At 67.1% G+C, this 24,118-nt stretch carries 23 protein-coding genes; 14 read left to right on the top strand and 9 right to left on the bottom strand.

The window, feature by feature from the left end; translation table 11 throughout:
• Positions 1–164 precede the first annotated feature (164 nt).
• The 7 genes from rpmI (at position 165) to C8J26_RS00355 (ending at position 7,784) form a co-directional block, all read left to right on the top strand.
• Positions 165–368 carry a 50S ribosomal protein L35 gene (gene rpmI / locus C8J26_RS00385; RefSeq protein WP_031395289.1) on the top strand — a complete coding sequence of 68 codons (204 nt, stop codon included), beginning with the start codon at positions 165–167 and terminating at the stop codon, positions 366–368.
• 19 nt (positions 369–387) lie between these two features.
• Positions 388–753: a 50S ribosomal protein L20 gene (rplT, locus tag C8J26_RS00380; RefSeq protein WP_031395288.1), complete on the top strand. Its 366-nt coding sequence runs from the start codon at positions 388–390 to the stop codon at positions 751–753.
• A gap of 201 nt (positions 754–954) precedes the next feature.
• Positions 955–1,275 carry a GIY-YIG nuclease family protein gene (locus tag C8J26_RS00375; RefSeq protein WP_107956294.1) on the top strand — a complete coding sequence of 107 codons (321 nt, stop codon included), beginning with the start codon at positions 955–957 and terminating at the stop codon, positions 1,273–1,275.
• Between the two features lie 119 nt (positions 1,276–1,394).
• Entirely contained in the window at positions 1,395–2,489 is a 1,095-nt protein-coding gene (gene pheS, locus C8J26_RS00370) for a phenylalanine--tRNA ligase subunit alpha (RefSeq protein ID WP_167398774.1), read from the top strand.
• Positions 2,486–4,900: a phenylalanine--tRNA ligase subunit beta gene (gene pheT / locus C8J26_RS00365; RefSeq protein WP_107956292.1), complete on the top strand. Its 2,415-nt coding sequence runs from the start codon at positions 2,486–2,488 to the stop codon at positions 4,898–4,900. Before pheS ends, pheT begins: the two co-directional genes overlap by 4 nt.
• A gap of 175 nt (positions 4,901–5,075) precedes the next feature.
• Complete coding sequence (locus C8J26_RS00360; RefSeq protein WP_107956291.1) at positions 5,076–5,960, top strand: aldose 1-epimerase family protein; 885 nt, start codon at positions 5,076–5,078, stop codon at positions 5,958–5,960.
• 255 nt (positions 5,961–6,215) lie between these two features.
• Entirely contained in the window at positions 6,216–7,784 is a 1,569-nt protein-coding gene (locus C8J26_RS00355; protein ID WP_107956290.1) for a peptide chain release factor 3, read from the top strand.
• Between the two features lie 136 nt (positions 7,785–7,920).
• Here C8J26_RS00355 and C8J26_RS00350 read toward each other — a convergent pair whose 3' ends face one another.
• The 5 genes from C8J26_RS00350 to rpmF form a co-directional block, all read right to left on the bottom strand.
• Positions 7,921–8,298, bottom strand: a complete 378-nt coding sequence (locus C8J26_RS00350) for a MerR family transcriptional regulator (RefSeq protein WP_107956982.1) — start codon at positions 8,296–8,298, stop codon at positions 7,921–7,923.
• A gap of 19 nt (positions 8,299–8,317) precedes the next feature.
• Positions 8,318–8,629: an integration host factor subunit alpha gene (locus C8J26_RS00345; protein ID WP_056419521.1), complete on the bottom strand. Its 312-nt coding sequence runs from the start codon at positions 8,627–8,629 to the stop codon at positions 8,318–8,320.
• A gap of 94 nt (positions 8,630–8,723) precedes the next feature.
• Entirely contained in the window at positions 8,724–9,692 is a 969-nt protein-coding gene (locus tag C8J26_RS00340; protein ID WP_107956289.1) for a beta-ketoacyl-ACP synthase III, read from the bottom strand.
• Complete coding sequence (plsX, locus tag C8J26_RS00335) at positions 9,689–10,717, bottom strand: phosphate acyltransferase PlsX (RefSeq protein ID WP_056419528.1); 1,029 nt, start codon at positions 10,715–10,717, stop codon at positions 9,689–9,691. The genes C8J26_RS00340 and plsX overlap by 4 nt, the downstream gene beginning before the upstream one ends.
• A 41-nt stretch (positions 10,718–10,758) precedes the next feature.
• Positions 10,759–10,938 (bottom strand): 50S ribosomal protein L32, encoded by a 180-nt coding sequence (gene rpmF / locus C8J26_RS00330; protein ID WP_056054400.1) that lies wholly within the window; start codon positions 10,936–10,938, stop codon positions 10,759–10,761.
• Positions 10,939–11,164: 226 nt separating this feature from the next.
• On the opposite strand from rpmF, the gene C8J26_RS00325 reads away from it, so the two are divergent.
• Positions 11,165–11,608: an MAPEG family protein gene (locus C8J26_RS00325; RefSeq protein WP_056419531.1), complete on the top strand. Its 444-nt coding sequence runs from the start codon at positions 11,165–11,167 to the stop codon at positions 11,606–11,608.
• Complete coding sequence (locus C8J26_RS00320; protein WP_107956288.1) at positions 11,605–13,230, top strand: M28 family metallopeptidase; 1,626 nt, start codon at positions 11,605–11,607, stop codon at positions 13,228–13,230. Before C8J26_RS00325 ends, C8J26_RS00320 begins: the two co-directional genes overlap by 4 nt.
• A 253-nt stretch (positions 13,231–13,483) precedes the next feature.
• Here the strand turns inward: C8J26_RS00320 and C8J26_RS00315 are convergent, their stop codons facing one another.
• Positions 13,484–14,143 carry an MBL fold metallo-hydrolase gene (locus tag C8J26_RS00315; protein ID WP_107956287.1) on the bottom strand — a complete coding sequence of 220 codons (660 nt, stop codon included), beginning with the start codon at positions 14,141–14,143 and terminating at the stop codon, positions 13,484–13,486.
• 80 nt (positions 14,144–14,223) lie between these two features.
• Here C8J26_RS00315 and pabB point away from each other — a divergent pair, with 80 nt between their 5' ends.
• The 4 genes from pabB to msrA all read left to right on the top strand — a co-directional run bounded on the left by pabB (position 14,224) and on the right by msrA (position 18,438).
• The gene (pabB, locus tag C8J26_RS00310) at positions 14,224–15,984 is read left to right on the top strand and encodes an aminodeoxychorismate synthase component I (RefSeq protein ID WP_107956286.1); all 1,761 of its coding nucleotides are present in this window, start codon (positions 14,224–14,226) and stop codon (positions 15,982–15,984) included.
• A gap of 51 nt (positions 15,985–16,035) precedes the next feature.
• On the top strand, positions 16,036–17,235 hold the full coding sequence (locus C8J26_RS00305) for a pyridoxal phosphate-dependent aminotransferase (RefSeq protein ID WP_107956285.1): 1,200 nt from the start codon (positions 16,036–16,038) through the stop codon (positions 17,233–17,235).
• A gap of 347 nt (positions 17,236–17,582) precedes the next feature.
• Positions 17,583–17,729, top strand: a complete 147-nt coding sequence (locus C8J26_RS20295; protein ID WP_167398750.1) for a hypothetical protein — start codon at positions 17,583–17,585, stop codon at positions 17,727–17,729.
• 49 nt (positions 17,730–17,778) lie between these two features.
• The gene (gene msrA, locus C8J26_RS00300; protein WP_107956284.1) at positions 17,779–18,438 is read left to right on the top strand and encodes a peptide-methionine (S)-S-oxide reductase MsrA; all 660 of its coding nucleotides are present in this window, start codon (positions 17,779–17,781) and stop codon (positions 18,436–18,438) included.
• Positions 18,439–18,588: 150 nt separating this feature from the next.
• Here msrA and pdeM read toward each other — a convergent pair whose 3' ends face one another.
• Entirely contained in the window at positions 18,589–19,251 is a 663-nt protein-coding gene (gene pdeM, locus C8J26_RS00295) for a ligase-associated DNA damage response endonuclease PdeM (protein WP_107956283.1), read from the bottom strand.
• Between the two features lie 135 nt (positions 19,252–19,386).
• On the opposite strand from pdeM, the gene C8J26_RS00290 reads away from it, so the two are divergent.
• Positions 19,387–21,378: a potassium transporter Kup gene (locus tag C8J26_RS00290; protein WP_107956282.1), complete on the top strand. Its 1,992-nt coding sequence runs from the start codon at positions 19,387–19,389 to the stop codon at positions 21,376–21,378.
• Positions 21,379–21,539: 161 nt separating this feature from the next.
• Here the strand turns inward: C8J26_RS00290 and C8J26_RS00285 are convergent, their stop codons facing one another.
• A complete protein-coding gene (locus C8J26_RS00285) occupies positions 21,540–22,940 on the bottom strand; it encodes a M20/M25/M40 family metallo-hydrolase (protein WP_425275384.1) in 1,401 nt (466 codons plus the stop codon).
• A gap of 56 nt (positions 22,941–22,996) precedes the next feature.
• The gene (locus tag C8J26_RS00280) at positions 22,997–23,965 is read right to left on the bottom strand and encodes an aspartyl protease family protein (protein WP_107956280.1); all 969 of its coding nucleotides are present in this window, start codon (positions 23,963–23,965) and stop codon (positions 22,997–22,999) included.
• Positions 23,966–24,118: the final 153 nt, after the last annotated feature.

Raw genomic sequence — 24,118 nt, 5'->3', positions numbered from 1 at the left:
CTATCGCACGGGGAAGACGCCAGTTCCACACGCGGTTGCGTCTTGTCGCACATCGGTCTATGCGCCCCGCTTCCTCGAAGGGATACGCGTTCGACGAATCGCCCGGCCAGTGTGGGCTGCCGCGGCGATTTCAGCGTTTTCCTTCGTCAACCGAAAGGATAAAAATGCCCAAGCTGAAGACCAAGAGCGGCGTCAAGAAGCGCTTCAAGCTCACCGCCACCGGCCTGCTCAAGCACGGCGTCGCCGGCAAGCGTCACCGTCTGGCGCATCACAACGGCAAGTACATCCGTCAGAACCGCGGCACCAAGCTGCTGTCCAAGGCCGATACCGCAGCAGTGAAGGCCTGGGCGCCTTACGGCCTGCGTTGAGCTGAGAAGGAATTAGACAATGGCACGCGTAAAACGGGGTGTTACCACCCGCGCCAAGCACAAGCGTATTTTGGTTCAGGCGAAGGGCTATTATGGCCGTCGCAAGAACACCATCCGCATCGCCCGTCAGGCCGTCGAAAAGGCCGGACAGTACGCCTATCGTGACCGCAAGGTTAAGAAGCGCACGTTCCGTGGCCTGTGGATCCAGCGTATCAACGCCGGCGTCCGCGCCGAGGGTCTGACCTATTCGCAGTTCATGCACGGCGTGAAGCTGGCGGGTATCGAACTCGACCGCAAGGTCCTGGCCGACATCGCGATGCACGAGGGCGCAGCCTTCAGCGCGATCGTCGCCCAGGCGAAGGCGGCACTGCCCCAGGCCGCGTAATTCGCGACTGAGGTTGGGTTTCGGAAAGGGCGCCGGTGGGAAACCACCGGCGCCCTTTTTCGCATTTGGCGGCGATGATTTGCGCCGCTCCCACTTTCGTCATTCCCGCGAAGGCGGGAATCCATATTGGCAAGCCGTTGTGATTATCCGCACGGTCCGCCACTATGGGTACCCGCCTTCGCGGGAATGACGGGAGAAGTGATGGACCGGCAACCCTGCGTCTACATCCTCGCCAGCGGCAAGCACGGTACGCTCTATATCGGCGTGACGTCGAACCTGCTCGGACGGCTGCAACAGCATCGCGAAGGGTTGATCAAGGGGTTCACGTCCCGCTACGACGTAGTGCGGCTGGTGCATTATGAGATGGCCGACACGATGGACGCTGCGATCGCGCGCGAGAAGCAGCTCAAGAAGTGGAACCGCGACTGGAAGGTGACCCTGATCGAGCGTGACAATCCGGACTGGGACGATCTGGCGATCGGCCTGGGATTGGACCCCGTTTCAGGTCGTAGTTCCCGCTAGGCGGGGGGCTTCGTCTCAAGGGCCAGGTATAGAGGCGCTACGGCAGCCAGTATGGATCCCCGCCTCCGCGGGGATGACGAAGTTAGGATTTCGACACAGTGACGCAAGACCTGAACCAGATGCGCGAACACATGTTGACGGCGATCGCCGCGGCATCCGGCCTCGACGCGCTGGAGGCGTGCCGGGTCGAGGCGCTCGGCAAGCAGGGCACGATCACCGCGCTGCTGAAGACGCTCGGCAAGATGACCCCCGACGAGCGCCTCGTGCAGGGGCCGATCATTCAGGGCCTCCGCGAAGCCGTCGCGAACGGCATCGCTCAGCGCAAGGCAACGCTCGAACGCGCCGCGCTCGACGCCCGCCTCGCCAGCGAAACACTCGACATGACGCTGCCCGCGGACGCCGCGCCCGCCGGCACGATCCACCCGGTCAGCCAGGTCATGGACGAACTCGCCGAGATCTTCGCCGACTTGGGCTTCGCGGTCGCGACCGGTCCCGAGATCGAGACCGACTGGCACAATTTCTCCGCGCTCAACATCCCCGAGACGCATCCCGCGCGCGCGATGCACGACACCTTCTATATCCAGCAGGGGATCGACGCGAAGGCCGCGGGCACCGCCGACGAGAAGACGACCTTCTCGCTGCTCCGCACGCACACCTCGCCCGTCCAGATCCGCACGATGCTGTCGCAGAAGCCGCCGATCCGCATTATCGCGCCGGGCCGCACCTACCGGTCGGACTCGGACGCGACGCACACGCCGATGTTCCACCAGGTCGAGGGCCTCGTGATCGACAAGGGCATCACGCTCGGCCATTTGAAGTGGACGCTCGAAACCTTCGTGAAGGCGTTCTTCGAGCGCGACGACATCGTGCTCCGGATGCGCCCGAGCTACTTCCCGTTCACCGAGCCCTCGGTCGAGATCGACGTCGGCTACACGCTGGTCAAGGGCAAGCGCGTCGTCGGCGGCGCCGAGCCCGATGGCTGGCTCGAGATCCTCGGCTCGGGGATGGTTCACCGCAAGGTGATCGAGGCGTGCGGGCTTGACCCCGACGAATGGCAGGGCTTTGCGTTCGGCTGCGGGATCGACCGGCTCGCAATGCTCAAATACGGCATGGACGACCTCCGCCCGTTCTTCGACGGCGATATCCGCTGGCTGAAACATTATGGTTTCTCGAGCCTCGACGTCCCCACTCTGTCGGCAGGAGTCGGCGCATGAAGTTCACGCTCAGCTGGCTCAAGCAGCACCTCGACACCAATGCCACGCTCGACCAAATCGTCGATGCGCTCACGCGTATCGGCCTCGAGGTCGAGGGCGTCGAGAATCCCGGCGAGAAGCTCGCCGCGTTCAAGGTCGCCAAGGTGCTCAGCGCCGAACGCCATCCGCAAGCCGACAAGCTCCAGATCCTCTCGGTCGACGCCGGTGACGGCCCGCTCCAGGTCGTCTGCGGCGCGCCCAATGCGCGCGCCGGGCTGATCGGCGTGTTCGGGGCGCCCGGCGCCTACGTCCCCGGCCTCGACGTGACACTCAAGCTCGCGAGCATCCGCGGCGTCGAATCGAACGGCATGATGTGCTCGACGCGCGAGCTGGAGCTCGGCGAGGATCATGACGGCATCATCGAACTGCCCGCGGACGCGCCGATCGGCACGCCCTACCCCGATTATGCCGGGCTCACCGACCCCGTCATCGACGTCGCGATCACGCCCAACCGCCAGGACTGCATGGGCGTGCGCGGCATTGCGCGAGACCTCGCCGCTGCCGGCATGGGCACGCTCACGCCGCTGATCTTCGATCCCATCGTCACCGAAGGGGCAGGGCCATCGGTCCGCACCGACGACACCGCGGGCTGCCCCGCCTTCTTCGCCCAAACCGTCACCGGCGTGACGAACGGCGAGTCGCCCGAGTGGATGCGCCGCAGCCTGCTCGCGATCGGCCAGAAGCCGATCTCCGCGCTGGTCGACATCACCAATTACCTGATGATCGACCTCGGCCGCCCGCTGCACGTCTACGACCGTGCCAAGCTGTCCGGCGGCCTCGTCGCGCGCAAGGCCAAGGACGGCGAACAGGTCGTCGCGCTCAACGGCAAGACCTACACGCTCGACGCCAGCATGACCGTCATCGCCGACGATGTGGCCGTGCACGACATCGGCGGCATCATGGGCGGCGAGCATTCGGGCGTCTCCGCGGACACCACCGACGTGCTGATCGAATGCGCCTATTTCGATCCCGACCACATCGCGCGCACCGGCCAGAGGCTCACGCTCACCTCCGACGCGCGCAGCCGCTTCGAACGCGGCGTCGATCCGGCGTTCCTCGACGATGGTCTGGCGATCGCGACCGCGCTCGTACTGCACGTCTGCGGCGGCACGGCGAGCGATGTCACGCGCTCGGGCGAGCCACCGCTCGAACCTCGCGTCGTGCATTATGATCCACGCCTCAGCGCAGACCTGGGGGGCCTCCACGTCGCCCCCGAACGCCAGGCGCGCACGCTGTTGTCGCTCGGCTTCACGATCGGTGCGATCAAGAGCGCGGATGCGTTCAGCGACGCGCTGTTCTCGACGATCGAGGGCAAATGGCCGGTGACGGTCCCGAGCTGGCGCCGCGATGTCGACGGCCCCGCCGACCTCGTCGAGGAAGTCGTGCGGATCGAGGGCATCGACAATATCCCCTCGACCCCACTGCCGCGCCTGCCGGGCGTCGCCAAGCCGACCGCCACGCCCGAGCAGAAGCTCGAACGCCGCGCGCGCCGCGCCGCCGCCGCCCGCGGGCTCGACGAAGCGGTGACGTGGAGTTTCCTCTCCGACGCCGAAGCCGCACCGTTCGGCGGCGGCGCGTGGACGCTCGCCAACCCGATCAGCGAAGACCTGAAGGTCATGCGCCCCTCGCTGCTCCCCGGCCTGCTCGCCGCGACCGGCCGCAACCTCAAGCGCGGCCAGCAAAGCGTCCGCCTGTTCGAGATCGGTCGCCGCTACCTCGCCGACGCCGAACGCGCGACGCTCGGCGTGGTACTGGCGGGCGACCGCCGCCCGCGCGGCTGGCGCGACGGCAAGGCCGCCAGCTTCGACGCGTATGATGCGAAAGCCGAAGCGATCGCACTGCTCGCCGCCTCGGGCGCACCCGTCGACAATCTGCAAGTGATGGGGGAGGCGGGCGATGCCTGGCACCCAGGCCAGTCGGGCACGTTGCGCCTCGGGCCGAAGACGGTGCTGGCAAGCTTCGGCATGCTGCACCCGTCGGTGCTGAAGGCGTTCGACCTCGATGGCGCGGTCGCGGCCGTCGAAGTCTATCTCGACGCGATCCCACCCAAGCGCGCGTCCGGCTTCGCGCGTCCCGCCTACACGCCGCCCGCGCTCCAGGCAGTCCGCCGCGACTTCGCGTTCCTCGTGCCGGCGGCGCTCGCCACCGACACGCTGGTCCGCGCAGTCAAGGGCGCCGACAAGGCCGCGATCGTCTCGGCGCGCGTGTTCGACGTGTTCACCGGGCAGGGCGTCGAGGACGGCCACAAGTCGGTCGCGGTCGAGATCGTCCTGCAACCCACCGCCAAGAGCTTCACCGACGAGGAGATCAAGGCGGTGGCCGACAAGGTCGTCGCCGCGGCGGGCAAGCAGGGCGCGAGCCTGCGCGGGTAAGCGTGCCCCGAACGGTACCACCCCGGCGAAGGCCGGGGCCCAATTGGGAAACGTCGCTAACGGCGCGCACCGCTCCGTTACCATGGCTTTCCCGCTTGGGCCCCGGCCTACGCCGGGGTGGTGTGGGGTGAGCCTTATTAACCCTCGTGCGTTCGAGCCCAACGGAAGGAACCCCATGACCGACCTGATCACGATCGCCAACGACCAGCTCACTGCCAAAATCAACCCGCACGGCGCCGAGCTCACGCATCTCCACGACGCCGCCGGTCGCGAGCTGATGACCAACGCCGACCCCGCCTATTGGACCGGCCACGCGCCGATCCTCTTCCCCGTCGTCGGGGTCGTCAACGAAGGCGTCATCCGCCTCGACGGTCAGACCTACCCGATGCAGAAGCACGGCTTCGCCCGCCACGCGACGTTCGACGTCGTCGCGCAGACCGATACCTCCGCCACCTTCCGTCTAACCGACAGCGCAGATACGCGCGCCGCCTACCCGTTCGCCTTCGCGCTCGACATCGTCTTCACGCTCGACGGCGCGACGCTCGGGATCGAAGCGCATATCCACAACCGCACCGACGCCGCCATGCCGGCGAGCTTCGGCTTCCACCCCGCCTTCGCCTGGCCGCTGCCGTACGGCGAGCCCCGCGCCGACCACCGCATCACGTTCGACGCCGACGAGCCCGGCACGCTCAAGGCGATCAGCCCCGACGGCCAGATCGCCGTCGACGAGCGCCCCTCGCCGGTCGAGGACCGCGTGATCGCCCTACGCGACGAGCTGTTCGCCAAGGACGCGCTCGTCTGGGACCCGATCCATTCCGACTCGGTCACCTACGGTGCGAAGACCGGCCCGCTGTTGCGGATCGCCTTCCCCGACACGCCCAAGCTCGGCATCTGGACCAAGCCCGGCGCAGCCTATGTCTGCGTCGAACCCTGGCACGGCATCGCCGACCCCGAAGGCTATACCGGCGACTATCGCGCCAAACCCGGCGTGTTCGAGGTCGCGGCGGGCGACACGAAGATCATCACCATGAGCGTGACGCTGGTCCCACACGAACGCTGACCCCAACGATCCTCCCCCGCCAGGGGGAGGTGGCTGGCGCTAGCCAGACGGAGGGGGAGGTAAGGGAAGCCTCTGTCCCGTGTCCTCCCCCTCCGTCACCTTCGGCGCCACCTCCCCCTGGCGGGGGAGGATAAGAGTATGGTCACGGACACCCCTGTCCTCCGCGCGCTGCATCTGCCAAGAGCGGCAGCATGACAGCCGCCCCCCGGCCTAACCTTCTTTGCGAGCCCCGACTCGGCTCCCCGGATCCACGCCATGACCCAATTTCCCCGCCGCACCTTCGCGATCATCTCGCATCCCGACGCCGGCAAGACGACGCTGACCGAAAAGCTGCTCTATTTCGGCGGCGCAATCCATCTCGCGGGCGAGGTGAAGGCGCGCGGCCAGAACCGCCGTGCGCGCTCGGACTGGATGAAGATCGAGCAGCAGCGCGGCATCTCGGTCACCTCGTCGGTGATGACGTTCGAGCGCCAGGGGATCACCTTCAACCTGCTCGACACGCCGGGCCATGAGGACTTCTCCGAAGACACGTATCGCACGCTGACCGCGGTCGACTCGGCGGTCATGGTGATCGACGCGGCCAAGGGCATCGAGCCGCAAACGCGCAAGCTGTTCGAGGTCTGCCGCCTGCGCAACGTGCCGATCATCACCTTCGTCAACAAGGTCGATCGCGAGGGGCGCGACCCGTTCTCGCTGCTCGACGAGGTCGCCGAAATGCTCCAGCTCGACGTCTGCCCGATGAGCTGGCCGGTCGGCATGGGCGGCGAGTTCGAGGGCGTGTACGACCTGTACGCGAACACGCTCAGCCGCCCCGAAGGCGACAGCCGCGAATTCATGGGCAAGGCGATCCCCTTTGAGGGCATCGACGACCCCAAGCTCGCCGAGATCCTCAGCCCCGAAGGCATCGTCCGCCTGAACGACGAAGCCGAACTCGCCCAGGGCGGCTATTCGAGCTTCGACGCCGAAGCCTATCGTGCGGGCAACCTGACCCCGGTCTATTTCGGCTCCGCGCTCAAGGATTTTGGCGTCGCCGAGCTGATCGCCGCGCTCGCTGACTATGCCCCGCCGCCGCGCGCGCAGCCCGCCGAGCCTGCCCCCGTCTCGCCCGACGAGCCCGAAGTCACCGGCTTCGTGTTCAAGGTGCAGGCGAACATGGACCCCAACCACCGCGACCGCATCGCGTTCATGCGGCTGTGCTCGGGCGTGTTCAAGCGCGGCATGAAGCTGACCCCCACGGGCCACGGCAAGCCGATCGCGGTCCACTCGCCGATCCTGTTCTTCGCGCAGAATCGCGAGCTGGCGGACGAGGCGTTCCCGGGCGACATCATCGGCATCCCCAACCACGGCACGCTGCGCGTCGGCGATACGCTCAGCGAACGCGCGGCAATCCGCTTCACCGGGCTGCCGAACTTCGCCCCCGAAATCCTGCGCCGTGTCGTGCTCAAGGACTTCACCAAGACCAAGCAGTTGCGCAAGGCGCTCGACGACATGGCGGAGGAGGGGGTGACGCAGGTCTTCTACCCCGACATCGGCTCGAACTGGATCATCGGCGTCGTCGGGCAGCTTCAGCTCGAAGTGCTGCTCTCGCGGCTCGATGCGGAGTACAAGGTCGCAGCCGGGCTCGAACCCGCGCCCTACGAGACCGCACGCTGGATTTCGGCGGAAGACCCGCAGGAGCTCAAGACCTTCGCAGAGATCAACCGCGGCGCGATGGCCAAGGACCGTGACGGCAACCCCGTCTTCCTCGCGAAAAGCGCATGGGAAGTGAACTACATCGCCGAGCGTTATTCCAAGATCCGCTTCGCCGCCACGCGGGAACGGTAAGGGACCGCGACCGCAATCGGTCGTCATCCCCGCGGAGGCGGGGACCCATATGCTCAAACGCGTGCGGATCGATTGCTAAGGTTAGCCAATATGGATCCCCGCCTGCGCGGGGATGACGAACCCGGTGGTCTTAAGCTCAGTCCGCCGCCAGCGCCTCGGCGAGCATGTCGCGGATCGCGCGCAGCGCGGGCATCGGCGATTCGGCCTGCGCGACGATCTCGGCGGGGCCGGGGATTGCAGGCGGCGTGGTCTTCTCGCCCGCCAGCAGCTGCTGGACTCCGCGGACGGTATAGCCCTCACGGTTCAGATACTGGTCGATCCGCCGCACCAGCGCAACGTCCTCAGGGCGGTAATAGCGCCGGTTGCCCGCGCGCTGCAGCGGCTTGAGCTGGGGAAAGCGCGTTTCCCAATAGCGCAGGATATGCTGTGGCAGACCGGTATCGCGCGACAATTCGCCGATCGTCCGGAACGCTGCCCCCGCCTTGGTCGCCGACGGCGGGGTATCGTCGTTCATCGAGACGGCATCGGCGTCGTCAGGCACGCGGATCGGTGGCGCCGACAATGCGCTCGCGCATCATCTGGCTCGCCCGGAACGTCAGCACGCGGCGCGGTGCGATCGGCACCTCGATGCCGGTCTTGGGGTTGCGCCCCACGCGCTCGCCCTTGTCGCGAAGCACGAACGTGCCGAACCCCGAAATCTTGACGTTCTCGCCGCCGGACAGTGCACCGCACATCTCGGCAAGGATCTGTTCAACGATCTTGGAGGAATCAGCACGCGACAGCCCCACCTCGCGGTGGAGGGATTCGGCCAGATCGGCCCGCGTCAAAGTACCGGTCATCGTCATTGCAAGCTCCCACACCCGGCGCTTCTCCTACACATGCGCGAAGGCGAGCGGAAGAACTTTTGTTCTACAAGCGGCCCGGCATGTTTGGAAACGATTAGAAGCGGATAACCGCAGCGCCCCAGGTGAAGCCGCCACCCATCGCTTCGAGGATGACGATCTGTCCCTGCTGGATGCGCCCGTCGCGGACCGCGACGTCCAGCGCGAGCGGCACCGACGCCGCGGACGTGTTGGCATGCTGGTCGACGGTGACGACGACCTTGGCCGGTGCGAGGCCCAGTTTGCGCGCGGTCGCATCGAGAATCCGCGCATTGGCCTGATGCGGCACGACCCAGTCGACCTGGTCCGCGCCGAGCCCCGCCATCGCCAGCGACTCGGTCATCACCGACGCCAGGTTGGTCACCGCATGGCGGAAGACCTCGCGGCCCTTCATGCGCAGCTTGCCGACCGTCCCGGTCGTCGAGACGCCGCCATCGACGTACAGAAGCTCGTTGTGCCGCCCATCGGCGTGCAGCTTGGTCGTCAGGATCCCGCGCCCGTCCGCGTCGGCGGTGTCCTGTGCCTCGAGCACGATCGCGCCAGCGCCATCGCCGAACAGCACGCAGGTCGTCCGGTCTTCCCAGTCGAGGATGCGGCTGAACGTCTCCGCGCCAATCACCAGCGCGCGCTTGGCGACGCCGCTGCGGATCATGCTGTCGACGACCTGGACCGCGTAGAGGAAACCCGAGCACACCGCGGCGACGTCGAACGCGACGCAGTCGTCGATCCCGAGCATCGCCTGCACCTTGGTGGCGCTCGACGGAAACGTCTGGTCGGGAGTCGCGGTGGCGAGCACGATCAGGTCGATGCTCTGCGCGTCGATCCCGGCTGCGGCCAGCGCGGCCTTGCACGCGTCGGCCGCCAGCGTCGCGGTCGTCTCGCCTTCGCCGGCGATGTGGCGAAAGCGGATGCCGGTGCGCTCGACGATCCACTCGTCGCTGGTATCGACGGTCTCCGCGAGTTCAGCGTTCGAGACGCGACGGGCGGGCAGGGCGGAGCCGGTGCCCATGACGACCGAACGGATCATGCCGCCTTCTCCACATTGCCGAGATCGTCGGCGATCCGCCGTACCAGGTCGTTGCGGACCATCTTGGCGGCATTGCCGATCGCGGTCGCGACACCGCGCTCGTTGGCGCCGCCATGGCTCTTCACGACGATGCCGTTGAGCCCGAGGAAGACCGCGCCGTTGTGATTATTGGGATCGAGGTGATCGCGCAGCAATTCGGTCGCGGGCTTCGAGATCAGGAAGCCGAGCTTCGACCGTACCGAGCTGCGGAACGCACGCTTGAGCAGGTCGGCGACGAATCGCGCGGTGCCCTCGGCGGTCTTGAGCGCGATGTTGCCCGAAAAGCCGTCGCACACGACGACGTCGACCTCGCCGCGCGACAGCCGGTCGCCCTCGATGAAGCCGTTGAACTGCATGTCGACCGACGGCGTCGCGCGCAGCTGAGCTGCGGCGTCGCGAATCTCGTCGGTGCCCTTCATGTCCTCGCTGCCGATGTTCAGCAGCGCGACCCGGGGGTGCGGGATGTCGAGCGCAGTGCGCGCATAGGCGGCGCCCATGATCGCGAACTGGACGAGGTTGCGCGCATCGCACTCGGTGTTCGCACCGAGGTCGAGCATCACCATGTCGGTATCGCCCAGGGTCGGCAGACGCGCCGCGAGTGCCGGCCGGTCGATCCCGGGCAGCATCCGCAGCGACAGTTTCGCCATCGCCATCAGCGCGCCGGTGTTACCCGACGACACCGCAGCGGCGGCGCGACCCTGTTTCACCAAGTCGATCGCGATGCCCATCGACGTCTTCTTCGCCCGCCGGATCGCCTGGCTCGGCTTTTCGCTCGAGCCGACGACCTCGGGGGCGTGGACGATCTCGGAATTCTGCGACAGGTTCGGATGAGCCTTGAGCTCTTCGCGAATCGCAGCTTCGTCGCCGACCAGTATGAAGCGCATGCCCTCGAATCGATGACGCGCGCGCGCGACGCCGGCGAGCATTACTGCCAGCCCGTCGTCGCCACCCATCGCATCGACCGCGATCCAGCCGCTGTCGGGCATCGTCAATCCTTCGTTCAAGTTAGAGGTTCCGGACGGAAGCCTCAGCCCTCGATCGAGAGGATTTCACGACCGTTATAGTGACCGCACGACCCGCACAGATTGTGCGGACGCTTCAGTTCGCCACAGTTGGGGCATTCCTGGAACGACGCGATCGTGAGCGAGTCGTGGCCACGGCGCATGCCGCGCTTGGAGGGCGAGGTTTTTCTTTTGGGGACGGCCATTTCGGCACCTTGTTCAATCTAAAGGTCGGGGCTCCGAGTACGCCTGGACACGGAACTCGGCAACCGACATGAATGCCGGCCGCCTGAAGCAACCCATGCGGCCTGACGCTCGCGAAGCGTGGCGCTATAGCGATTTCGTCCCGCGTTGCAAGCATTGGCCCCCCGCGTTGCAACCATTGGTCCGGGGTGGCAGGACCCGATCCGACATCCAACGAGGGGCAACGCCGTGATATTACCCGTGACGCTGACGATCGCAGCGGCTGCTGCCGTCGTCAATCTATGGCTCGCGTTCCGAATCGTGCCGATGCGCGTGAAGGGGAACGTCCTGATCGGCGACAATGGCGATGCGCTGTTGCAGGGCCGGATGCGCGCGCATGCGAACTTCACCGAATATGCGCCGTTCATCCTGATCCTGATCGGCCTTATCGAACTCGCGGGCGGGTCGACGACCTGGCTCTGGATCGCCGGCGCGGTGTTCGTGATCGCCCGAGTCGCGCACGCGTTCGGGATGGACCGGCCGACGTCGAGCATACCGCGCGCAGGCGGCGCGCTGGCGACCTGGGCGCTGATGGCGCTGCTCGCGGGCTGGGCGCTGACGATCGCCTATCAGGCCAACACGGTCCCGGCCGCCAAGACCTTCCAGGTCGTGCCGTCGGGAGGCCGCGCATGAGCGCGCTTCGCCTGTTTGCCGCCGCAGCGCTGCTGACGGCATCGCCTGCCGTCGCGCAGATTTCGCCCGAGCGCCTGTCCGCCGACGTGAAGACGCTCGCGTCCGACTCGTTCGAAGGCCGCGCCCCCGGCACGCCGGGCGAGACCAAGACGATCGACTGGCTGATCGCGCAGTTCAAGGCGATGAAGGCGCAGCCCGGCGGCCCGAACGGCAGCTGGACTCAGCCCGTACCGCTCGTCCACACGCGCATGGGCACCGGCACCGTCCGCGCCGGCACCACGACGCTGGTGCAGGGCCGCGACGTCTATCTCAGCACCGTCCGCGGGGTCGACCGCGTCGCCATCGCCAACGCGCCGATGGTGTTCGTCGGCTACGGCGTCAGCGCGCCCGAACGCGGCTGGGACGACTTCAAGGGGCTCGACCTCAAGGGCAAGGTCGCGGTCTTCCTCGTCAACGATCCCGACTTCGAGGCGATCGCCGGTGACGATTCGAAGGGCAAGTTCGGCGATCGCCGGATGACCTATTACGGCCGCTGGACGTACAAATATGAGGAGGCGGCAAGGCGGGGTGCCGTCGCGGCGCTGATCGTCCACGATACGCCGGGCGCCGGCTATGGCTGGTCCACGGTGACGGCGCCGGCTGGCGAGAATTACGACATCGTGCGGAAGGATCCCGAATCGCGGGTGATGCTCCAGGGCTGGCTCGAGGGTGGCGCTGCGACTCGGCTGTTCGCCGCCTCCGGCCTCGACCTCGCCGGCTTGCGCAAGGCGGCACGCCGCAGCGACTTCCGCCCGGTGCCGCTGAAACAGGCGTTCACCACCGACCTGCCGGTCAAGCACGACACCGCCGAGAGCCGCAACGTGCTGGCAAAGCTGCCGGGGAAGACCCACCCCGACGAGGTCGTGATGTTCGGCGCGCACTGGGATGCCTATGGGATCGGCGCGCCCGACGCGCAGGGCCGCACGATCCGGCCCGGTGCCAACGACGATGGGCTCGGCGTGGCGGGCGTGCTCGAACTCGCGCGCACCTTCGCCAAGGCGCCGCGCACCGACCGCAGCCTCGTCTTCGCGCTCTGGAGCGGCGAGGAGCGCGGGCTGCTCGGCTCCGAAACCTATGCGGTGAACCCGGTCTATCCGGCGGCCAAGACGGTCGCCAACCTGACGCTCGACATCCTCCAGACCGCGGGTCCCGCAAAGGACGTCATGCTCGTCGGCGCAGGCCAGAACAGCCTCGAGGACATGCTGGGCGATGCCGCCAAGGCGCAGGGCCGCGCGGTAACCCCCGAAGCGCTCCCCGAACGCGGGCTGTTCTACCGCGCCGATCATTTCTCGGTCGCGCGCCGCGGCGTGCCGACGCTGCTGCTGATGGCGATCAGCGGTGCGCCCGATCTGGTGACGGGCGGGCGGACGGCGGGGCAGGCGTGGCTCGACGGCTATATGAAATGCTATCACCAGACGTGCGACGCCTGGGGCCCGGACTGGGATCTGCGCGGCGCCGCGCAGGATGTCGGGCTGTTCCAGACGATCGGGTCGAAGCTGGCAAACAGCCGGTTGTGGCCGGAATGGCGCGATGGCTCCGAGTTCAAGTCGGTGCGCGCCGAGACGGCGGGCGAGCGGAAGTAGGACTTAACCCACACTCCCCACCACCCCGGCGAAGGCCGGGGCCCAATTGGAAAGGGTACTGTGACGGAGCGCCACCTCCGCCAATCGTCGCCCCCCAATTGGGCCCCGGCCTTCGCCGGGGTGGGGCGGTAGGGAGGCGGCGCTTCTCCAGCCCCTTCCTGTTCTCCCGCAAAGGCGGGAGCCCAGGATCACGAACGCTACCGCCCGGTACCCTGACCCCCCGCCTCCGCGGGGGAACAGGTAAGCATAGCGGTCAGGCCGCCAGCGCCCGATCACTCACGAACATGTTCGTCGCGCGCTCATGCGCAAACGTGCTCGCCGGCCCGTGGCCCGGAATGAAGCTCGTATCGCTCCCCAGCGGCCACAATTTCTCGACGATCGACTTCACCAGCACCTGGTGATTGCCACCCGGCATGTCCGACCGCCCGACCGACCCCTGGAACAGCACGTCGCCGACCTGCGCGAACTTCGAGGGCGCATGGTGGAATATCACATGCCCCTCGGTATGCCCCGGCGTCTCGTACACATCGAGCACCAGATCCCCGACCGACACCGTGTCCCCCTCGACCAGCCACCGGTCGGGCTCGAAATTCACGCCGGAAATCCCGTATTTCGGCCCATCCTGATCAAGCCGCTGCAACCAGAACCGGTCCGCCTCGTGCGGCCCCTCGATCGGCACGCCCAGATCGTTCGACAGCCGCTTGGCGCCGCCCGCATGATCGATATGGCCATGCGTCAGCAGGATCTTCTCGACCGTCACGCCCGCCTGTTCGACCGCCGCCATGATCCGCGGCAGGTCGCCGCCCGGATCGATCACCGCCGCCTTCATCGTCGCGGTGCACCAGAGGATGGTGCAGTTCTGCTGGATCGGCGTGACGGGGACGATCGCGGCGCGGAGGGGAGGATTTGTCATGGCCTCGAAATAGGATAGCGCATCGGTTGGAGCAATCGCCGCTTGCGATTTGCCCCGCGGCCCGTGCAACAGTCGCAACGATGTGGACTGCGCCCTTCGTTTTGCTCGACGACGCCCGCGAGGGCGGGGCTCCGGCACGGCTGTACCGCGATCCTATCCGGATCGTCCGCGCCGACACGCTCGCCGAGGTCCGCCCCGCGCTCGACGCCCTGCGCGCCGCCCGTGCGGACGGTCTCCACGCCGCCGGCTACCTGACCTACGAAGCTGGCGCCGCCCTCGCATCGAAGCCGCTCGACGTCCGCACCGAGGGGCCGCTGCTCTGGTTCGGCCTGTTCGCCGGGTACGAGACGATCGCCCCGCACGACGTCGCCGCTTTGCTCCCCGATCCCGCCGGCGCATGGACGGGCGCGCCACGCCCACTCATCGACCGCGACACCTACGACGCCAGCCTCAATCGCGTGCTCGACCTCATCGCGGCAGGCGACATCTACCAGGCGAATCTCACCTTTGCGGCGGCCGTGCCGTTCGTCGGCGACCCGCTCGCGCTCTACGCCCGGCTCCGCCGCCAGGCCCGGGCGGGCTATGGCGCACTAATCGATACCGGCGAGACGCGCTTCCTGTCGCTCTCCCCCGAACTCTTCTTCGCGCTCGACGGCGACACGCTCACCTGCCGCCCGATGAAGGGAACGGCATCACGAGGTGAAACGCCCGATACCGACCGCATGGCCGCCGAGGCGCTCGCGGCCGATCCGAAGCAGCGCGCCGAAAACCTGATGATCGTCGATCTGATGCGCAACGACCTGTCGCGAGTCGCGACCCACGTCGCGGTCCCCGACCTGTTCACCGTCGAGACCTATCCGACCGTCCACCAGATGACCTCGACCGTCACCGCCACGCTCAAGCCCGATTGCGACGCGGTCGATGTGCTCGCCGCGCTGTTCCCGTGCGGCTCGATCACCGGCGCGCCCAAGCAACGCGCGATGGAGGTCATCGCCGAGGTCGAACACGCCCGCACCCGCGGCATCTACACCGGCGCGATCGGTCGCTTCGATCCCAGTGGCGATGCGATCTTCAACGTCGCGATCCGGACGATCGCGATCGCAGACGGTGCGGCGACGATGAGTCTCGGCTCGGGGATCGTCGCCGACAGCGCGGCCGACGCCGAATGGGCGGAATGCCACGCCAAGGGCGCGTTCGTCACCGCCGGCCAGCGCCCGTTCGACCTGATCGAGACGATGGCGTTCGACCCCGACGACGGGCTCACCCGCCTCGAAGCGCATCTCGCACGCATGAAGGCCAGTGCGGAACGGCTGGGCTTCACCTTCGATCGCCATACCGCGCGCAACGAGCTGCAGGCCGCGACCTTCCGGTTGCGCGGCCCCCGCCGGATCCGCCTGCTGCTCAGCCCGTCGGGCGCGATCGCGATCGAGGCGGCACCGCTGCCGCATTCGCCGCCCGAGGCGCACGTCGCGATCGTCCCGCTGCCGGTCGCGCCCGCCGACTTCCGCCTCCGCCACAAGACGAGCGCGCGCGGCTTCTACGACGCGGCGCGCAAGGCTGCCGGCACGTTCGAGGTGCTGTTCGAGGATGCCGACGGCTTCCTCACCGAAGGCAGCTTCACCTCATTGTTCGTGCCGCGCGGCGACGTGCTCGTGACGCCGCCGCTACGGAACGGCCTGCTCCCCGGCATATTGCGGGCCGAGCTGGTCGAATCGGCGCGCGCGATCGAGGCGCCGCTCACCCGCGCGGACCTTGCCGGCGGATTCTTCATCGGAAATGCGGTTCGTGGCCTCATTCCGGCGATTGTTGCGGTTGCGAAATCGGTGACGCGGGGCGTATAGCCCGCGCGAATTCCGCAGGCGAAATCTGCGGACAACCGCAAAGGTTCCAGCATGCACGCATCTGCCGCGCTCGGTCGCATCAGCCCTTCGCCGACGCTCGCGATCACCAGCCGCGTTCTCGAACTGAAGCGCGCGGGCGTCGACGTGATCGGGCTGGGCGCGGGCGAACCCGATTTCGACACGCCCGACTTCGTCAAGGAAGCCGCGATCCAGGCGATCCGCGACGGCAAGACCAAATACACCAATGTCGACGGCACGATCGAGCTGAAGCAGGCGATCGTCGCCAAGTTCGCGCGCGACAACGGCCTGACCTACACCACCGATCAGATCAGCGTGAACGTCGGCGGCAAGCACACCTTGTTCAACGCGATGGTCGCGACGATCGATCCGGGCGACGAGGTAGTGATCCCCGCGCCCTATTGGGTCAGCTATCCCGACGTCGTGCAGTTCGCCGGTGGCGTGCCCGTGATCGTCAAGGCCGGCCCCGATGTCGGCTACAAGCTCGATCCCGCAGCACTTGACGCAGCGATCACGCCCAAGACCAAGTGGGTGATCCTCAACTCGCCGTCGAACCCGACCGGCGCCGGCTACACGATCGACGAGCTCAAGGCGCTCGGCGCGGTGCTGGCGAAGCACCCGCATGTCTGGATCTTCGCCGACGATATGTACGAGCATATCGTCTATGACGGCTTCAAGTTCGCGACGATCGCCGAGGCGTGCCCCGAGCTGTTCGAGCGCACGCTGACCGTCAATGGCTGTTCGAAGGCCTATGCGATGACCGGCTGGCGGATCGGCTATGCCGGCGGTGCGGCGTGGCTGATCAAGGCGATGGCCAAGCTCCAGTCGCAGTCGACCTCGAACCCGTGCTCGATCGCGCAGGCCGCCGCCGTCGCCGCATTGAACGGCGACCAGTCGTTCCTCGCCGAGCGCAATACCGCGTTCCAGGGCCGCCGCGACCTTGTCGTGTCGATGCTGAACGAGATCCCCGGCATGCACTGCCCGACGCCGGAGGGCGCGTTCTACGTCTACCCGTCGTTCGCCGAACTGATCGGCAAGACGACGCCGAACGGTCGCCTGATCGACACCGACGAGGCGATGGTCGGCTATCTGCTCGATGATGCGAAGGTCGCGGTGGTGCAGGGTGCTGCGTTCGGCCTCAGCCCGGCGTTCCGGATCAGCTACGCGACCTCGGACGCGCTGCTGCGCGAGGCATGCACGCGCATCCAGACAGCCTGCGCCGCGCTGAAATAACTGCCTGATCCTCCCCCGCAAGGGGGAGGTGGCTGGCCCTTGCCAGACGGAGGGGGAGGAAAGGAATAACCTCTGCTCCGTGTCCTCCCCCTCCGTCACCTTCGGCGACACCTCCCCCTGGCGGGGGAGGATTTGAGGTTGGAGCAACATTTCGGAAACGCGGCGACATCGCCCGGCAATCCTGCCGGGCGATGCCTGCTGCACGATGAACGCATCGGCCACGCCGCGTTAATCGAGAGTTTCTAAAAACGACATTGTGGTTGGCCGGCATCTCCACGACATGCCGGTACGTAGCTGATGCTGACCTATCCGGTTGGCATCGTCATTGGTTTCATTGGGATCGCATCATGCGCAGCATCGTAAAGTCGAGTTTCTTCTGGCAGTTCAGCGGCGGTTTCGTCCTCGGCGCCATCGGCTTGCTCGCGCTGCAGCCAGCCGAGGCGCGCCAGACCTTCGCAAGCCATTTCGAACACAGCGCGTCCATCACGCGATAAACACCCGGACGGCTTGGCGAAACGGAGCGGCAACCCCATGTATCTAAACATGAAAAAGCCGCTCATCGCCACGCTCGCCGCCGTCGGTATCGCCGGTGCGATTCTCTCCACTGGTGCAGCGCAAGGCGCCCGCGCCGTCGTCATCCCCGCCGTCAAGACAGACCTGCCGCCCGCGCCCGGTATCCAGACCGCGGTGCTCGCCGGCGGCTGCTTCTGGACGATGGAGGCGGTGTTCGAGCATGTGAAGGGCGTGAAGACGGTCACGACCGGCTATGCAGGCGGCACCAAGGCGACCGCGACCTATGATCAGGTCTCCGCCGAGACGACTCGGCATGCCGAAGCGATCCGGATCGCCTATGATCCCCGAGTCATAAGCTATGGCACGTTGCTCCGCGTCTATTTCTCGATTGCGCATGATCCGACGACGCTGAACCGCCAGGGCCCCGACAGCGGCACCAGCTATCGCTCGGCGATCTTCCCGCAGTCGCCCGCGCAGGCGCAAGTGGCTCGTGCGTACATCGCCCAGCTGGGGGCGGCGCACGTGTTCTCCGGGCCCATCGTGACCAAGCTCGAGACCGGCGCCTTCTACCCGGCCGAGGCGTATCACCAGAATTTCTACGACCGGAACCCGACGCATCCGTATGTCGTAACGTGGGACAAGCCGAAGGTCGCCGCATTCCGCGCGGCGTTCCCGACGATTTCGAACTGACAGCGTTCGACGCCCCCCCCCCCCCCCCCCGTCATCCTGACGAAAGTCAGGATCCAGAGCCAATAGGGGCTACGCTCGTGATCCTGGATCCTGACTTTCGTCAGGATGACGGTGCTTCTTTGTCATGGGGCGTCAGGATGACGGACGCGGTCAGGCCGCGACCGGAAACCGCAGCATCCGGTCCGCCACCGGCACCATCGCCTCCGCACCCGCCCCGACCGCGCGGACGATCTCGGGGTGGTCCACATCCAGCCCCCCGGTCAGCGATCCGAACGCGGGCAGGATCAGCTTCGTCGCGGTCGCCACGAAACACCGCCGCGCCACCGATTTCCCGCGCACGCGCAACCGCAGCTTCGGGTGGAAATGCCCCGACAGCTCGGGCCTAGTCTCCGCACGGTCCGCTTCGTGGCGCAGCATCAGCCCATCGACGACGACCTCGTCCACCACGGTCCCGCCGCACCGGTCGAGGATCGCCGGATCGTGGTTGCCCGTGATCCACGTCCAGCGCGTGGCCTGCGTCATCGCCTGGAGCATCGCCTGCGCCCGCTGCGGCAGCCGCTCGCACCCGTCGCTGTCGTGGAAGCTGTCGCCCAGGCACCAGACCTCGCGCGCACCGGTCGCCGCGACCAGCGCGGTCAGATCGGCCAGCGTCGCGATCGAATCATAGGGGGGCAGCATCTGGCCGGACCGTGCGAACCAGCTCGCCTTCTCGAAATGCAGGTCGGCGACCAGCAGCGCGCGCCGCTCCGGCCAGAACAGCGCGCCTTGCGCCAACGCCAGAAGCGCATGTCCGCCGAACGAAAAGGGAACCATTTGCCTGCCATGCCGCTGCGCGCGCAGTGAATCAACCCGCCTTCGCCGCAAAGTCGCGAGAGGTCGGCAGGACTTGCGCATGCCCCCAATCGGCGTAAAGCGCGCCGTCCCATCAGGAGGAGCGCTCTTCGCGCCATGACGTCCGTAGCCGGAACACCCCAAACCGCAGTTGTAACCGAACCGACCGCCGAGCAATCGGCGCCGGCCGATCTGTCCGCGGCGCATCTGCATCCTCATCCGGCGCTGGCCGCGCTGACCGTCGGCGCGATCGGCGTCGTGTTCGGCGATATCGGCACCAGCCCGCTCTACGCGTTCCGCGAGGCGCTGGGCCAGACGTCGGCGGGCGGCATCGACCCGAGCGAGATCCTCGGCGTGCTGAGCCTCGCGCTCTGGTCGCTGTTCCTCGTCGTCACCGTCAAATACGTCATCTTCCTGATGCGCGCGGACAACCAGGGCGAGGGCGGCGTACTGGCGCTGGCGGCGCTGGCCCGTCGCGCGCTCGGCATGCGGTCGCGGATCGCGATCGTGCTCGGCGCGGCAGGGGCGTCGCTGTTCTACGGCGATGCGATCATCACCCCGGCGCTGTCGGTGCTGTCCGCGATGGAGGGCCTGCGGACGATCCCGAGCGCGGCGCACATCTTCAACGAAGGCGTCGTGCGCGCGTTGACGATCGGCATCCTGATAGCGCTGTTCATGATCCAGGCGCGCGGCACCGCACAGGTGTCGAAACTGTTCGGCCCGGTCTGCATCCTCTGGTTCGTCACGATCGGCGCGCTCGGAATCTGGCACATCGCCGACGAGCCCTCGATCGTCCGCGTGTTCCTGCCGACCTATGGCATTTCGTTCCTCGCCACGCACGGCGTCACCGGGCTGTTCGTGCTCGGTGCGGTGTTCCTGACCGTCACCGGTGCCGAAGCGCTGACCGCGGACATGGGCCATTTCGGCAAGCTGCCGATCCGCATCGGCTGGTTCTTCCTCGTGTTCCCCGCGCTCGCGCTCAACTATCTGGGGCAGGGCGCGTTCGCGCTCGCCAAGCTTGAGGATGCGGCGCGGCAGGGCATCCCCTTTGTCAATCAGGACTGGTTCTTCCTGATGGCGCCCGAATCGCTGCGCCCGGCGCTGATCATCCTCGCCGGGTTCGCCACCGTGATCGCCAGCCAGGCGGTCATCACCGGCGCGTTCAGCCTCACGCAGCAGGCGATCCAGCTCGGCCTGCTGCCCCGCCTGCGCATCCGCCAGACCTCCGCGGTGTTCGCCGGCCAGATCTACCTCCCCGCGATCAACTGGCTGTTGCTGATCGGCGTGCTGGTGCTCGTGGTCCAGTTCAAGACCTCGTCGGCGATGGCCGCGGCGTACGGCATCGCGGTGACCGGCACGATGGTCGTCACCACGTTGCTCGCCTACATCGTCGTGCGGCATCGCTGGAACTGGTCGCGGCCGCTGGCGCTGGCGGCGATCCTGCCGTTCCTGACGCTCGACCTGATCTTCTTCGGCGCGAACATCCTCCGCGTGATCGAGGGCGGCTGGGTGCCGCTCGTGATCGCCGCGTCGATCGGCCTCATCATCTACACCTGGGTCCGCGGCAAGAAAATCGTCAGCGCGTTCGAGAAGCGTCAGAGCATCCCGCTCAGCGACCTCGCCGCCGCGCTGGAGAAGCGCCCGCCCGAGCGCGTCTCGGGGACCGCGGTGTTCCTGACCGCGAACCCGCATGCGACGCCGGGCGCGCTGCTGCACAACCTCAAGCACAACAAGGTGCTGCACGAGCGCAACCTGATCGTCAGCATCCGCACCGCCGACCGCCCGTTCGTCGACGAGGCGAGCCGCGCCAAGGTCGAGCGTGTCGACGAGAATTTCTCGATCGTCGTGCTGACCTACGGCTTCATGGAATCGCCCGACGTGCCGCGCGATCTCGGGGTGGGCAACAAGACCGAGCAGCTCGGGCTCGACCCGATGCGCACCTCGTTCTTCATCGGCCGCAACACGCTGAAGCCCGATGCGGAAAAGGGCATGCCGCCCTGGCAGGACCGGATCTTCCTGTTCCTGCAGCGCAACGCCAGCGACCCGACCGACTTCCTGAAGATCCCGCCCGGCAAGGTGCTCGAGCTAGGCGAACAGGTCACCGTCTAACCTCCCTCGCCCCTCCGGGGAGAGGGAAGGGGCCCGCACGGCGAAGCCGGGTGGGAAGGGAGAGGGGCGTGAGGCTCGGGAGCTCGTCCCAACTCCCCCTCACCCTTCCGTCGCCTGCGGCTCCTCCCTCCCTCTCCCCGAAGGGGAGAGGGACGTAACAATTACCCCGCAAACGCCTTCACCAGATCAAACAGATAATCCCGGCCGTCATAGAGCGACGCCACGCGGATCCGCTCGTTCAGCCCGTGGATCCCGCCCATATCCTTGTCGATGAACACGCCGGGCGCGCCATAGACGGGTATCCCGATCGCCTCGAAGAAGATCCCGTCGGTCGCGCCGGTCGACATCAGCGGCAGGATCGGCAGCCCGGGAAAGTGCTTGGCCGCGACCTTGGTTATCGGCCCCATGATCTTCGGGTCGAGCGTCGGCGGGATCGCGGTCGGGCGGACCGGCTGGTTCGCGGTCACCGTCACCTTCGCGCCCGCCAGCTCCTTCAGCTTGGCGAGCGTGCCGTCGACCGTCTCCCCCGGAAAGATCCGGCAGTTGATGTTCGCGGTCGCGCGCTGCGGCAGCGCGTTCTCCGCGTGCCCTGCGTTCAGCAGCGTCGCCACGCAGGTCGTGCGCAGCGTCGAATGCATCGCCTTGTCACGGCTGACGATCGCGTCCGCCGCCTTGTCCTCCGGATTGGTGAGCAGCTTCGTGATCGCGGCCCCCATCTCGCCCGGCATCGCCTTTGCGCTCGCCGCGAAGAACGCCCTGGTCGTGTCGGTGAACTTCACCGGGAATTCATAGCCCTGCACCGCCTTCACCGCATCAGCGAGTTCGTAGATCGCGTTCGCCGGCGTCGGTTGCGAGCTGTGCCCGCCGGGGTTGGTGGCAAGGAACGTGTAGTTCTGCGCGGCCTTCTCGCCCACCTGGATCGCGAGCAACTGGCGCTTGCCGCTGTCGTCGAGCCGCCCGCCGCCGCCTTCGTTCAGCGCGAACTCCGCCGCGATCAGGTCGGGCTTCGATTTCGCCAGATATTGCGCGCCGTTCCACGCGAACGTGGTCTCCTCGCCGCAGGTCAGCGCCAGCTTGATCGTGCGCTTCGGCTTGTACCCGGACATCTTGAAGCGGATCATCGCGTCGGACCAGATCGCCGCCTGCGCCTTGTCGTCGACGGTGCCGCGCGCGTAATAATAGCCGCCTTCCTCGATCAGCTTGAACGGATCGCGCACCCAGTCCTCGCGCTTGGCCTCGACCACGTCGAGATGCGCGAGCAGCAGCATCGGCTTGACGCTCGCGTCCGATCCTTTGAGCACCGCGACCAGCCCGCCGTCCTTGGGATGCTCGGGCACCGAGAAATAGGTGATGTCGGCATCCGCATAGCCTGCGCTCTTCAACCGCGCGCCGATCTGCGCCGCGGCCTGCGTGCAGCTGCCCGCCGACAGCGTCGTGTTGGTCTCGACCAGTTCCTTGTAGAGCCCGAAAAACGCCTTCTGGTCGGGCCGCGATTGCGCCTGCGCGGAGATCGGCGTGGTCAGTATCGCCGCCGTAAGTAGCCAGCCCGTAGCGCGCATCATCGTCCCCTTTTTCGTGTCGTGCAGGAGAGTTGCAGCGAATGCGCGGTTACGCAACCTCAGCGGCGTCGGGTGTCGCGCGGCAGCGCCAGCCGCACCTCGCGGTTGGCGAAATCGATGTCGACGCGGCGGAACAGTTGCAGCACATCCATCCCCAGCAGCATCGCGGGCCGCTCGGCCAGACCGAACACCGCGAACGGCGGCGCGTCGACCGCGGTGAACGCGACGGGTAGGTCGCCCAGCGACAGGCTGCCGATCGAGACCCGGTCCATCGTGGTATAGTCGGCCACCACCGTCTCGCCGGTGACCCCGGTCAGCGAGACCGTCTGAGTCCGATCCGCGCCCCCCAGCGCCTTGCGAGTCACCCTCCGGCGCAGCGCGCCATTGGCCATGCTGATCGAGGTGCCGGTATCCAGGATCACGCGGATGCGGATGCCGTTGCAATAGGCGTCGGTGACGACAAGCTGCCCGAACAGGCTGCGCGCGCGGATGACGATCTCGTCGGGGGCGGCACGCTCGCGGATGCGGCGTTTGCGCGACGGGGTGACCGTCATCACGTTGGTGTCGAAGTCGATCGTCACCGCGTGATCCTGCAACGTGTCGATTCCGAGCAGCCCACGCGCGCCCAGGTTGATCGCGCCGATCGCCGGCGCCTCGATCGGCGCGCTGCCAATCACGCTGACCTTGAGCGAGGGGATGACGACGGTGGCGACCCGCTCCGATCCGGTCATTCCCGTCACGCGCACCGTCCGGCCCGGCGCGAGGCCGAGCGTGGCGGCCAGCTCGCGCGCGATGACGGTCCGCTGCGCACCGGTGTCGACGATGAACGGAAAGGGCCCCGCGCCGGCGATTGTCACCGGCACTGTCATCCGCGTCTGGTCGTCGCCGAACAACAGCGTCGCGGCATCGGGGTCTGCTGCGGATGCTGCAGCCGTTGGTGGTGCAGCATTTTGGCGCGGGAGCACGGCGTCCTGGGCGCTCGCCTGGGCGGTGATCACGAACAGCAACGGGCCCAGCCACCTGCGCATGCCGCAAATGCTGCGCCGGATTTCATGCGCGCGCAACTGTGGTTATTCGGGGAGAACGAACCTGTAAATGTCACCACCCCGGCGGAGGCCGGGGCCCAGTTGGGGGACGTCGCTAATGCAGCGCGGATCTCTGTTACGACCCCCTTTCCAACT

This window comes from Sphingomonas aurantiaca (genome assembly GCF_003050705.1).
In the GTDB taxonomy this organism is placed as follows: domain Bacteria; phylum Pseudomonadota; class Alphaproteobacteria; order Sphingomonadales; family Sphingomonadaceae; genus Sphingomonas; species Sphingomonas aurantiaca.
Note: the sequence above shows the minus strand (reverse complement) of the source record. Positions and strands in the feature narration are given on the sequence as shown.

Excerpts from the sequence above, each read along its gene's own strand:
- pdeM (WP_107956283.1), bottom strand. The coding sequence starts at position 19,251 with ATGGTTCCCTTTTCGTTCGGCGGACATGCGCTTCTGGCGTTGGCGCAA.
- pheT (WP_107956292.1), top strand. The coding sequence starts at position 2,486 with ATGAAGTTCACGCTCAGCTGGCTCAAGCAGCACCTCGACACCAATGCC.
- rpmI (WP_031395289.1), top strand. The coding sequence starts at position 165 with ATGCCCAAGCTGAAGACCAAGAGCGGCGTCAAGAAGCGCTTCAAGCTC.
- C8J26_RS00360 (WP_107956291.1), top strand. The coding sequence starts at position 5,076 with ATGACCGACCTGATCACGATCGCCAACGACCAGCTCACTGCCAAAATC.
- C8J26_RS00375 (WP_107956294.1), top strand. The coding sequence starts at position 955 with ATGGACCGGCAACCCTGCGTCTACATCCTCGCCAGCGGCAAGCACGGT.
- C8J26_RS00305 (WP_107956285.1), top strand. The coding sequence starts at position 16,036 with ATGCACGCATCTGCCGCGCTCGGTCGCATCAGCCCTTCGCCGACGCTC.
- C8J26_RS00355 (WP_107956290.1), top strand. The coding sequence starts at position 6,216 with ATGACCCAATTTCCCCGCCGCACCTTCGCGATCATCTCGCATCCCGAC.
- plsX (WP_056419528.1), bottom strand. The coding sequence starts at position 10,717 with ATGCCCGACAGCGGCTGGATCGCGGTCGATGCGATGGGTGGCGACGAC.
- C8J26_RS00290 (WP_107956282.1), top strand. The coding sequence starts at position 19,387 with ATGACGTCCGTAGCCGGAACACCCCAAACCGCAGTTGTAACCGAACCG.
- C8J26_RS00340 (WP_107956289.1), bottom strand. The coding sequence starts at position 9,692 with ATGATCCGTTCGGTCGTCATGGGCACCGGCTCCGCCCTGCCCGCCCGT.
- pabB (WP_107956286.1), top strand. The coding sequence starts at position 14,224 with ATGTGGACTGCGCCCTTCGTTTTGCTCGACGACGCCCGCGAGGGCGGG.
- C8J26_RS00345 (WP_056419521.1), bottom strand. The coding sequence starts at position 8,629 with ATGACGATGACCGGTACTTTGACGCGGGCCGATCTGGCCGAATCCCTC.
- rpmF (WP_056054400.1), bottom strand. The coding sequence starts at position 10,938 with ATGGCCGTCCCCAAAAGAAAAACCTCGCCCTCCAAGCGCGGCATGCGC.
- C8J26_RS00315 (WP_107956287.1), bottom strand. The coding sequence starts at position 14,143 with ATGACAAATCCTCCCCTCCGCGCCGCGATCGTCCCCGTCACGCCGATC.
- rplT (WP_031395288.1), top strand. The coding sequence starts at position 388 with ATGGCACGCGTAAAACGGGGTGTTACCACCCGCGCCAAGCACAAGCGT.
- C8J26_RS00285 (WP_425275384.1), bottom strand. The coding sequence starts at position 22,940 with ATGATGCGCGCTACGGGCTGGCTACTTACGGCGGCGATACTGACCACG.
- C8J26_RS00280 (WP_107956280.1), bottom strand. The coding sequence starts at position 23,965 with ATGCGCAGGTGGCTGGGCCCGTTGCTGTTCGTGATCACCGCCCAGGCG.
- C8J26_RS20295 (WP_167398750.1), top strand. The coding sequence starts at position 17,583 with ATGCGCAGCATCGTAAAGTCGAGTTTCTTCTGGCAGTTCAGCGGCGGT.
- msrA (WP_107956284.1), top strand. The coding sequence starts at position 17,779 with ATGAAAAAGCCGCTCATCGCCACGCTCGCCGCCGTCGGTATCGCCGGT.
- C8J26_RS00320 (WP_107956288.1), top strand. The coding sequence starts at position 11,605 with ATGAGCGCGCTTCGCCTGTTTGCCGCCGCAGCGCTGCTGACGGCATCG.
- C8J26_RS00350 (WP_107956982.1), bottom strand. The coding sequence starts at position 8,298 with ATGAACGACGATACCCCGCCGTCGGCGACCAAGGCGGGGGCAGCGTTC.
- pheS (WP_167398774.1), top strand. The coding sequence starts at position 1,395 with ATGCGCGAACACATGTTGACGGCGATCGCCGCGGCATCCGGCCTCGAC.